The 11,021-nt window shown below is 40.1% G+C and carries 13 protein-coding genes; 6 read left to right on the top strand and 7 right to left on the bottom strand.

The genetic code is table 11. The features are described from left to right. Positions 1–9 precede the first annotated feature (9 nt). From B5G33_RS17445 to B5G33_RS17470, 6 genes are all read right to left on the bottom strand, one after another. Positions 10–870 (bottom strand): hypothetical protein, encoded by an 861-nt coding sequence (locus B5G33_RS17445; protein WP_087418540.1) that lies wholly within the window; start codon positions 868–870, stop codon positions 10–12. Positions 871–880: 10 nt separating this feature from the next. After that, entirely contained in the window at positions 881–1,645 is a 765-nt protein-coding gene (locus tag B5G33_RS17450) for a hypothetical protein (protein WP_087418541.1), read from the bottom strand. Continuing rightward, on the bottom strand, positions 1,638–1,946 hold the full coding sequence (locus B5G33_RS17455; protein ID WP_087418542.1) for a hypothetical protein: 309 nt from the start codon (positions 1,944–1,946) through the stop codon (positions 1,638–1,640). Before B5G33_RS17455 ends, B5G33_RS17450 begins: the two co-directional genes overlap by 8 nt. 23 nt (positions 1,947–1,969) lie before the next feature. Further along, complete coding sequence (locus B5G33_RS17460; RefSeq protein WP_087418543.1) at positions 1,970–3,118, bottom strand: hypothetical protein; 1,149 nt, start codon at positions 3,116–3,118, stop codon at positions 1,970–1,972. A gap of 139 nt (positions 3,119–3,257) precedes the next feature. Then, a complete protein-coding gene (locus B5G33_RS17465; RefSeq protein ID WP_204247426.1) occupies positions 3,258–4,523 on the bottom strand; it encodes a sensor histidine kinase in 1,266 nt (421 codons plus the stop codon). Beyond that, positions 4,516–5,283 (bottom strand): LytR/AlgR family response regulator transcription factor, encoded by a 768-nt coding sequence (locus tag B5G33_RS17470; RefSeq protein WP_087418545.1) that lies wholly within the window; start codon positions 5,281–5,283, stop codon positions 4,516–4,518. Before B5G33_RS17470 ends, B5G33_RS17465 begins: the two co-directional genes overlap by 8 nt. Before the next feature lie 218 nt (positions 5,284–5,501). On the opposite strand from B5G33_RS17470, the gene B5G33_RS17475 reads away from it, so the two are divergent. The 6 genes from B5G33_RS17475 to mobQ all read left to right on the top strand — a co-directional run bounded on the left by B5G33_RS17475 (position 5,502) and on the right by mobQ (position 10,640). Continuing rightward, the gene (locus B5G33_RS17475; RefSeq protein ID WP_087418546.1) at positions 5,502–6,419 is read left to right on the top strand and encodes a ParM/StbA family protein; all 918 of its coding nucleotides are present in this window, start codon (positions 5,502–5,504) and stop codon (positions 6,417–6,419) included. A gap of 3 nt (positions 6,420–6,422) precedes the next feature. Then, on the top strand, positions 6,423–6,806 hold the full coding sequence (locus B5G33_RS17480; protein WP_087418547.1) for an adenylate cyclase: 384 nt from the start codon (positions 6,423–6,425) through the stop codon (positions 6,804–6,806). 18 nt (positions 6,807–6,824) lie between these two features. Next, the gene (locus tag B5G33_RS17485) at positions 6,825–7,541 is read left to right on the top strand and encodes a replication initiator protein A (RefSeq protein ID WP_087418548.1); all 717 of its coding nucleotides are present in this window, start codon (positions 6,825–6,827) and stop codon (positions 7,539–7,541) included. Then, positions 7,538–8,371: an ATP-binding protein gene (locus B5G33_RS17490; RefSeq protein ID WP_087418549.1), complete on the top strand. Its 834-nt coding sequence runs from the start codon at positions 7,538–7,540 to the stop codon at positions 8,369–8,371. The genes B5G33_RS17485 and B5G33_RS17490 overlap by 4 nt, the downstream gene beginning before the upstream one ends. A gap of 191 nt (positions 8,372–8,562) precedes the next feature. Further along, positions 8,563–8,787 (top strand): DUF3847 domain-containing protein, encoded by a 225-nt coding sequence (locus tag B5G33_RS17495; protein WP_087418550.1) that lies wholly within the window; start codon positions 8,563–8,565, stop codon positions 8,785–8,787. A gap of 143 nt (positions 8,788–8,930) precedes the next feature. After that, entirely contained in the window at positions 8,931–10,640 is a 1,710-nt protein-coding gene (mobQ, locus tag B5G33_RS17500; RefSeq protein ID WP_087418551.1) for a MobQ family relaxase, read from the top strand. 200 nt (positions 10,641–10,840) lie between these two features. Here mobQ and B5G33_RS17505 read toward each other — a convergent pair. Beyond that, positions 10,841–11,021, bottom strand: a 181-nt coding sequence (locus tag B5G33_RS17505) for a transposase domain-containing protein (protein ID WP_143276553.1), incomplete at its 5' end; no start/stop codon positions are given.

Consider the following 11,021-nt stretch of genomic DNA (forward strand, 5'->3'; position numbering starts at 1 on the left):
ATTTCACTCCTATATATCCTCATTTTCCCAGTTAAATTCTATTTTTTTTACTTTTATTAAAATAATGACCGTCATACACAGAATCCCTACTATTAGGAACCCAAACATATAAGATATGGACGGCAGCCAATAATAACCATAATCCGGAGTCGCAATCCTTGCAAGTTCAGCCCATATCGTCGGAATAAAAAATGCCAGTTTATGACGTATCATAGGATGTATATTCAATACAGGAAACAGAGCGATCGCCAAGGCAAGACTGCCTGCAACTGCAGCAATCTTATTTAAAAACAAACTTAACAAAAACATCAGAGTTCCTATAAATGTACAGATACAAACACAAAGAAAGATCTGCAGTCCCATAAGCTGTAATGGCGAAAATTCGGAGAAAATCTCGTAATAAATAAACACAGAACTGTCAAACTGTGTAAGAGCCCTTGTCATTGCAGCTGTCCTCAGCAACTTTCCCCACTCATTGCTCCATTCTATATCCGGCAAAAGAGGAAGTATTGTACAGATGACTGCCACAACAGTAAGAACTACGGATCTGACAAAAATTCCTCCTATCTGCCCTAATGCCCAACGCTTTCTTCCTACACGGATTGCATGATACATATTCACATGCTGCATAAAGGGCACATCCGTGTTCACATAAATCACCCCAAACCAAAACATAATTAAATAAGAAAAACTACACATTGCAAATGGGAATACACACCATGAGGAAGGATAGTTTACTGCAACCGAAAACTGTCGGATAGCCCTCACATATGATCGACTGACTACGAGCATCAATATTACAAAAACTGCCATTTTACTATTGATGATTTTCAGTATGGAATTTTTCCAGGTATACTGCAATAATTTCATATTCCCACCTCTACAATCTGTTTTTTATTTTTTTGTAGATACCCCAGGTAAACAACGCAGAAAAACATAAGCTGCAGCCAAAGACTATAAGAAAATACTGTATATCCGAAGAAAACCGATTCAAGTTCGGATATATCAACATTACGTTGAACCAGCCCTTTCCACGATATTCCAATAATATCTGCTGTATTAAAATAGGCGTGATCAATATCAACATTTTATTTGAAACAAACATAGACAAAAATGAAGCCGCCAATGACAATACTCCTGCAAGCATTCCCATTTGCAATGTACATAAGAAAACATAAGCCCAGTAATGTTCTCCGGAAATCAGAGAACTGTACATTCCCACCAGATTAATATCTTGTAGTGACTCTGAGGTCCAGGGTATCTTTAACCGTATAGCCGCAACAAACAAAAGGCTTCCCAAAACCATAGTTATCACAGACGATCCATAGACAACCACCGCCTTGGATACCACATATTTCCATGTATTTCCCCTGTTAATGCTATATCTGGCATATTTATGCTCCAAGTCCTCACAAAACACAGTTGCATAAGAAAATGCGCAAAAAGCATAAGGAATCATTATCCCGGACATATTAACAGCAAAACTGTATGTGTCTAGCACATTTCCATTTACCATTCCCTCTTCAAATGCACAATCTTCAAGGGAAAACCATATGGATAACGCAACACCCACAATAGCTAAATATATTGGATAATTTTTAATCAGACGACGGATATCTGTTCTTAAATAATGTGCTCTATTCATCCGTTTCTCTCCTTTTGTAAACAGCTCTTTTACAGAAAAAAATAAATATGCAAATACCTACAGCAAAGCCGCTTACATCTATCAGAAATAGCATCCCTTTTTTTATTTTTTTTTGTTTTTCTTTTTTTTCAATCAGCTCTTCGCTTGTTTCGAGAATTGCCTCCAATTTGTCATAAGGAATCTTCATGTCTCTGATTTTTCTATATATTTCTTTCTCACACTCATTCGTGGCATTCTCTATATATTTATTAAGCCGTCTTCGTTCTTCTAAAATCGAATAAGGAATTGTGGATCTATTCATAAAACATCCCTTTCGCTAATTTTTTATTGCAAGAATATTTCCTTGCCTGTTTCTGCATTGATCAAGGTTACAGATTTACTTGTATTATTTTCAACGACTTCAAAATACCAGATAGGATCTGCCTCATATTTTTGTTCCTCGTTCAGATATACTCTCTCATAAAATTTTGCTCTTGTTACTTCATAATCAGCATCGTTTAAAATATTTTCAAATTTTTCCTCAACCACAGCAGCAATATCCTCAAAAGGTTTCAGTGAAACCTGCATTTCTCCATTTTCAAAGGCATAAACGCTGTTGATACTCAGCTGTTCTATTCCCCGAGTAGAATATATCGCCTGAATCGGGGCATTATCCGGAGTATCGTATGCCATGATTCTGGCAATACTCATCAATTCATGAAATATAGGAATACCTTCATATTTTTGATATGCATAAATAAAATACGCATCATCTTCCTGACTCCAACTTTCCTTTCTTTTTTCTTCTGTTAAATAATCTTCCTGTAAATATTGTTCTTCTAAATTTTTCATTACCTGGAAATTCAAAGGATAACAAGCAAATATAAAGTCTTCTGGATGGTACCCCAATTCGTCTATTATTTCTTTTAATTCTGTAATACATTCTTCACCGTTTTTAAAAGAAACTCCCGTTTCTTCAAATACAGCTTCATTGTCTGGATTACTTACGCCGATATTTAAATAATATTTACTATTGCTGCTTCCATAAGTAATGCCTTCATTTATATCAAGAATTTCATCATCCGCAAATAGATAATAATCTTCCGGCGCGCGCCCTTCAGCTACTGGTGTTTCTGGCTTTTCAATTACTTCTTTTCCTTCGCCAAATATAGACCATGCTTTTTCTCTGTCACAGCTATATAATCCCTTGACAGCAGCTGTGCTTATGGCTTGTCCTTTTATGTTTTCTGGCACTTCCAGCTTACAATTAAACTTCACCTTCCCTGAATCAGAACTTTTTTCATACTTTTCCGGGAAACTATATTCTGCTTCTTCCATTGAAACTATTTCTTCCTCAGCCTTTTCTTTAACGTCTACACTATTCTTGTTACATCCAGCCAGAATCGGACATACGCATAATATCAGACAAAAACCTCTTAGTTTTACTATGTACCCCAATACCTTCTTCCCATTTGCTGAAATTCTCTTACTCATTATCTTGCACCTCCCGTTGAGATTACTGAATTGTAGCATATAATTGTTGATTTTTTGCACGCTTGATAAAATTCGCCCATGATTTTGTCAAAATTAGACTTTACTTTTATATACAAAAAAGAGACTCATAACAAGTCTCTTAGTTTTTGATATGCGACATATATAAAAGAACCTGAACGAAAAATCTATTGGATGTATAATCTATTTTAATTTCTCCTCCATTGGCAATAACCACTTTTTTTACATTTTCTAATCCGATACCATGTATCGCAAGTTCCGTCTGCGTTGTCTGCAATCCATTTTTCTTTTTAAGGATTTTTCCCGAGTAACTATTTTCTATAAAAATAAATAATATCTCTTGTTTTATTTGCATCTTTACAGTCAGTAACTTTTCCTCCGATTTACTGGCTGCTCTTATTGCATTATCTACTAGATTGCCTAAAATCACACAAATATTAAAGTTATTCAAATACAAATCTTCTGGAATATTTATCTGAACATCTACATGATTCAGAGTCTTGTTTGCTTTCTGCAGCATATAGTTCAATACTCCGTCTATTTCCCGGTTTCCTGTAGTTGAATATTCCTTTGGATTTAACATAAATTCTTTCATACCGCTGAGATATTTTATCATGTCATGATCATTATTTTTTTTAGCCATTGCAGATAATTCAATAATATGATGTTTTATATCATGTCTTAATGCTTTCACCCTCTCCTCTGATTCCCTGACTATATCTAATTGATAAGAATAAACTTTCAGCATCTGTTTAAATACCTGCTCATTCATGCGTGCAGAGTAGAATTTAAGTAATGAATGATACAGATAAAAAATGAGAATATTAATGAAAAGAAGCACCATAGCTGCAAAAATAACAATTCCTTTTATTTGATGCTCAACAATAACCAGAAAATATATGTATGCAATACTGACAACAGGAACCATTAAAAGTGCAATCATATTTAATGTCGGTAATGTAATTTCTTTTTCAGGTTCTGTTGTCCTCTGGATAATAATTGCAATAAATAATAGGACAAAGCTTGTGATACATTCATACACTTGATTTACCGTCTGTCCTATCGTATATTTTGTCAAAGATAAAATAACAATGCTGTCAACCAACGCATTGATCACGTATATAATAAATACAGCCAAACATTTTTTTGTTTTCTTCATGCGATATGGCAAAAAAATCAAAAAAAGGCTTGTAATGTTTGACAAAATGTTCATAGCCGGAGAGGAAAAGAGCATGCTTATCGCACTTGTCCATGCACAGCCCATGATGTATAAAATAGAGACATGCTTCCATCTACTCTCCTCTTTTTGCACAAAAATACCAACAAAATACTTTAATGCGTAAAAACGTAATGCATTTGCCAGTAATGCTATAATACCATTAAACATTTTTAAACTCATTTGCGGCACTCTCTAAAATCTTTCTTCGCACATCTGCACGATTAATTTTACTTATATTTAGTACATCTCCATTCAACATTTTTACCCACTCGTATGTAAATTCCTTTACATAACTTTTATTCACTAAATACGATTTATGTATTCTTAAAAAAACATTTTCTGGAAGCCTTTCTTCAACCTCATTCAATTTTCCATAAAATGTTTTGACCTCTTTTTTCATTACAATATTAATTTTTCTTCCTGTACTTTGAAAATACAAAATATCTTTATACGAAATGCGATATGTACTATTTTGAGCTTGAAACTCAAACCCCACACAATTTTTTCCTGATATGCGATAGATATTATCCAAAACATGATATATCTTCGCTTGTTCTATTGGCTTTACCAGAAAATCAAATGGACGATTTTGAAAAAGCTGTAATGCATAATTTTCTTTTGAAGATATATATACCAAAAATATATTCTCTTCTTCAAGAACCTCTCTTATATATTTGCCAACCATCACCCCATCTTTTCCTGGCAACTCTATATCCAAAAAAAGGATGTTTATTTTCTCTCTTTTCAAATAATCTAGCAAAGTATCCCCGGAATAAAAAACTTCTGTCACAAGTGGAACACTCTTTTCTCTCGCATATTTTAGTATGATCTCTTCCAGTTCGGAACATGTACTTTTTTCATCATCACAAATTATAACCTTCATTATTTTTGCCTCCAAAAAGTATAATACACTCTCTGTATCACTCATGCAAGTCAACTTCTACTAAATGTTCACCTACAACAATTTTCAAGTGTTTACCATAATACACTTCAATGATTGCATCTTAACAACTTTTTTTCTCAATTTATCCTCAATTTCCACTCAATGCCTTATCCCTCCATCTTTTGTATGCTTATCCCACAGCAAAGCAGTACCAGACCGGTACAAGCTGCTGATAAAACAAATACGAATGGAGGGATTTTTTCATGCGAGAGATCAATAACACAAAGATCATTGCCGTAGATCATGGATACGGCAACATTAAGACCGCCAATACGGTCACCCCTACGGGTATCACTGCCTATGAATCAGAGCCGATCTTTACCGGAAATATTCTGGAATATAACGGTATCTATTACCGGATCGGGGAAGAACACAAGGAATTTATACCGGACAAAGCCATAGACAGGGACTATTATCTCCTGACACTGATGGCCATTGCACAGGAGCTGAATCTTCATTCCGTCCATGAAGCACATGTCCATCTGGCTGCCGGGCTTCCATTAACCTGGATCCGGAACCAGCGGGAAGAATTCCGTTCTTATCTTCTCCAGAATCCGGAGATCCGTTACCGCTTCAATCATAAGGATTACCACGTCCGCCTGGTCGGATGCAGCCTGTATCCACAGGGATACCCTGCCATTGTGAGCCGTATGGGTGAGCTGAAAGGTACGAATCTCCTTGCAGATATCGGGAATGGGACCATGAACATCCTGTATATCACCAACAAAAAAGCACAGGAAAGCCGTTGCTGGACAGAGAAATTCGGGGTGAACCAGTGCATGATCACTGCCAAGAATGCCATTCTCGACCAGTTCGGGGTAAAGATTGAAGAAGCTACCGTAGAGCAGATCCTGCGGTTTGGAACAGCTGATATCTCGGCCCCATACCTGGACTGCATTACCGCAGTCGCCAGACAGTATGTGGCTGATATCTTTGCCACACTCCGAAAATATGAATACAACCCCGATCTGATGCGGCTGTATGTGGTGGGCGGCGGCGGATGCCTGCTCCGTAATTTCGGGAAGTATGACAGGTCCCGTGTCACGATCCTTGATGACATCTGTGCCACTGCCAAGGGATATGAATATCTGGCTTATATGAGCCTGAAAAGGAGGGGATGATCCATGGCAGCAAACATCCGGAACACAAACCTGCGCTTTAACCTGGAAAAAGATCTTCAGCGAAAAGCCTGGGAATACCTGCAGACCATGGATAAGCAGGAATTCCGATCCTACAGTCAGGTGATTGCTCTTGCCCTGGTCGAGTATTTTGACCACTATTACCGCACACAGGAAGACCCCTATATGGAAACAAGAGAACGGGAAGAACGTTTTGTGGATCAGATCATAAAAGCAGTGGAAAAAAGTCTCGAGCAGTATCTTCCCCTCTTCCTTTCCGGCCTGACAGCAGGGATGGTACAAAGGGAGCCCCAAAACAAGGCATCCCTGCCGTTTCCCAAAGAACCGGAGCCAGAGGCAGAGGTAGACTGGGATTTTCTCGGAGAATAACCGGGAGGAGGTGTACACATGACGGAATTTCTGACTGTCGATACCAGTCTGCCGCCTTATCTGGTCTTTCCCCGGTTCCTTCTGGATATGGAGCTGAATGAGACGACCAAACTGCTCTATATGGTCCTGCTGGATCGGGCAAGGCTCTCCCTGAGAAACGAAGGCTGGACCGATGCATCCGGTCATGTGTTCCTCTACTTTACGATCGAAGCAATGGCAAATGTTCTCCACAAAAGCCAGATGACCATCAAAATATCACTGGCCGTACTGGAAAACAACGGGCTGATCCTGAGAAAACGCCAGGGCGCCGGACACCCCAACCGAATCTATGTAAAATTTCCGGAAGATGCTTTCAGAGAGACAGACAGGATCCTGTCCCCGAGACAGACAGAAAACTGTCCTTATGACAGACAGGATTCTTTCCCTGAGACAGACAAAAAACTGTCCGGTAATAAAAAAGAGATAAAAAAGAACGATCTATCAAAAAGAGAGAGTCAGGAGAACCGCTCTCCCTATGGAAACTTTCAGAATGTGTTCCTGTCAGCAAAAGAGCTGGAGAACGTCAGACAGACCGTCCCCAACTGGCAGGATTATATCGAGCGTTTATCCGGCTACATGGCTTCCACCGGAAAGCAATACCAGAACCATGCAGCCACCATCATCAGCTGGGCACTACAGGACAATCCCCCTTCCCGGCAAAAATTCTATGAAAGTGAGGAGTACGAAACATTATGAAAAAGTTCACAGAAAAACGAACCGATCCCATTCCAGCCAGAGAGTTGCAGCCGGATGAATATTTCAATCCATCCGACCATCTGATCTACTGTGCCAGGTGCCATACACCACGGCAGGGAAGATATACCCTACAGAACCGGGTATTCCTGCCGCCCATCCGATGCAGATGCCAGCAGGAACTCTATGAGCAGGAGGAAGCCAAACGAAAACTTAAGGAAAAACAAATGGAGATCCAACGGATGAAGACCAACGGCCTGCAGGATAAGGCATTCTATGATTATACCTTTGCCAAAGACAGCGGAGTCAATCCGGAAATGGCGCTTGCCCATAAATATGTGGAAAACTGGGACAACATGGAAGAACGGTCTTCCGGTCTTCTCCTCTGGGGAGATGTCGGAACCGGAAAGACCTTCTTTGCAGGCTGTATTGCCAATGCACTTCTGGATAAAAGCATTCCCGTATTGATGACGAACTTTGCCCGGATCCTCAATACACTGGCAGGTATGCACTCTGAGGACAGGAATCCGTTCATTGACAGCATGAACCGTTACAGCCTGCTCATTATCGATGACCTGGGAATGGAACGTAATTCCGAATTCGCCCTGGAACAGGTCTTCCATGTGATCGACAGCCGCTACCGGAGCAGGAAACCGCTGATCGTAACCACGAATCTCACATTGACGGAACTGAATACCCCAACGGATATAGCCCACAGACGGATCTATGACCGAATCCTTGAGCGCTGTGTCCCCATCCGGATCAACAACCGTAACATCCGGCAAGACAATGCATCCAAAAACCTGGAGGAAGCGAAAAGATTATTACTCTGAATGACGGGCAGCACCAGCAATGGGAAGATGAAATACTACAGGACTGCCACAATACACCGGGATAGATACTACTTTTTGTATCTTGAAATATGGATAAGGGTATCTGTCCCTGTTCAGATAAAAAGCAGTACCAGGAATAACCCAAACAAGAACAAAACAGCCCGGATACGGGCACAAAGGAGGTGCCAGATATGGCAGATAAAAAAACAATGACACCAGAAGAAAAAGCCCTGTTACAGGCAAAGCACCGGCTGGAATCCGCACAGGCCAGAGACCGGAGAAAAGAGCGGAATACAAGGACCAGGAGGCTGATCCTGGAAGGTGCGGAACTGGAATATGTTGTTCCGGAAGTCAGGGAAATGAGCCGTGAGGAACTCCGTCAGTTTCTCAGCTTTCATCTTCAGAAGCATGATTAAGCATCTTTGTACGTATTCCAATCCCGAAGGGCGCACTTACTCACCACCTGATAAATCAGGCAGTGGTATCCCCTTCGGGGCTCGTGCGCTCTGCCGAGGGCTATATCCGCTGTTGCAGGCAACATCGAAAGGAGGTGCCAGATATGGCAATTTATCATATGCAAGCCAAAGTCGTCAGCCGTGGTTCCGGTCGGTCTGCTGTTGCTGCCTCTGCTTATATGAGCTGTAGCCGCATGTACAATGATTACGATGGCATCCAGCATGACTATACCAGAAAGCAGGGTCTGATTTATCAGGAGGTGATGCTTCCTCCAATGGCTCCATCCAAATGGAATGACCGGGAACAACTCTGGAATGCTGTGGAAGAAACCGAAAAGACAAAAGACAGCCGACTGGCAAGAGAATTTGTTGTCGCACTCCCCGTTGAGTTGGATAAAGACAGCAATATTTCTCTTCTTCAAGATTTTATTCAAAAGAATTTTGTAGATATGGGGATGTGTGCTGATTTTGCCATTCACGATACAGATGGTCACAATCCCCATGCACACATTCTTCTTACTGTCCGACCACTAAATGAAAATGGAACATGGCAGTATAAAACAGAAAAAGAATATCTCTGTATCAAAGATGGGGAAGAAAAAGGATTTACTGCTTCTGAATTTAAAACTGCTCAAAAACAGGGATGGGAAAAGCAATATCGCTATAAAGTTGGGAAAAAGAAAGAATATCTGACTTCCTCTGTTGCACAGGGAAAAGGATATGAACGGATTGATAAGCACCCCAAGAGTAGCCGGTATGGCAGACAGAATCCCATTTCCGAACAATGGAACAGTGATGAACAACTCTGCATCTGGCGGGTAAACTGGGCAGATGCCGTAAATAAAATGCTTGCACGTAATCAGATAAATGCTACCATTGATCACCGCAGCTTTGCAGATCAGGGAATCACCGAACAGCCAACCATCCATGAAGGCTACATTGCCCAGAATATGGAAAAGAATGGCATGATAGCAGACCGCTGTGAAATCAACCGTCAGATTCGTGCAGATAACAAAATGCTCCGGGAATTAAAAGCACAGGTAGCAAAACTGGCACAGGCTGTAGAAAAATCTATTCCAATAATAGCTGAAACGTTAGAAGCGATCCGCAATCATATGATTTTTACACAGTATCATTTACTTCATAATGAGATGCAAAAAGAAGTAATTCATGATTGGATGAATCATTTTAATCCAATACTGAATAAATACAACACCGTTAAAAAGAAACTCAAATCTAAAGTTACGGAACGGATAGAACTGAATGTGAAAAAAGAGAAAACCAGTATTTTGAATCCCATCCAGCATATAAAATTGAATCAGCAGCTTACCACTGTTACCGAAGAAATTGAAGAACTGAAATCAAGGAAAGAGCAGCTAATCTTCCAGGCACAATGCTCTACTGATAAAGATATGACGAATCTATCCAAGAAATATGACCAGATGAATAACAATCTTGATATCCTAGATTCTCAGGACATCTCCCTTAAAAAGCAGCTTGAAAAAGACGCCGCTGCTTTCCGGGAAGAAAAATTTCGTCCTGATCCAGAACAATACACAGAATTGCTGGATACCAGAATCCAGATACGTCCTGATTTCCGGGACAAGCTGATAGAGCAGCTCAAAGGTACTTTCGGTAAATATTATGACTATCACCGCCGTGATATTGCAGCCAATGAGGTGGATTATCTCAATGTGGAAGATCCGAATGTCTTCTCCCATCGTGCATGGGAACTTAAATATCAGAGAGAACAGGAAATTCGGCGAAATCAGCCTGCTCGGACTAAGAAAAAGTCATATGATATGGAATTGTAGTATCTTTAAAGGCGTATGAATTTGCTTCAAGCTCATACGCCTTTCCATATGCTAATATGGAATTTGTCTGAGACAGCTGTTACAGCCTCATACCTATAGCCCAATTTCTATCACTTATTCTTTCCACGTAAGTAGGTAATCATCCGTATCTTGACAAAATATGAAAATCCCCCAGTATTTACCGGGGGAAAATTAGTCTCTCATTTTTTCAGTTTGCTGCGGCAGTCAGCCGGCAGGCTGTTGGACCATGGAAGCAGTTCCAGCATAGCTTCCTTTTCCGGGAATGGACTAAGATCTTTCATCTGCTCCATCACATAGGTGAGATAATTGTAGGGTTTCAGCCCGTTCAGCATGGCTGTTTCCGTGATGCTGTATACAGTT

The organism is Blautia sp. An81 (assembly GCF_002161285.1).
GTDB classification, from domain to species: domain Bacteria; phylum Bacillota; class Clostridia; order Lachnospirales; family Lachnospiraceae; genus Blautia; species Blautia ornithocaccae.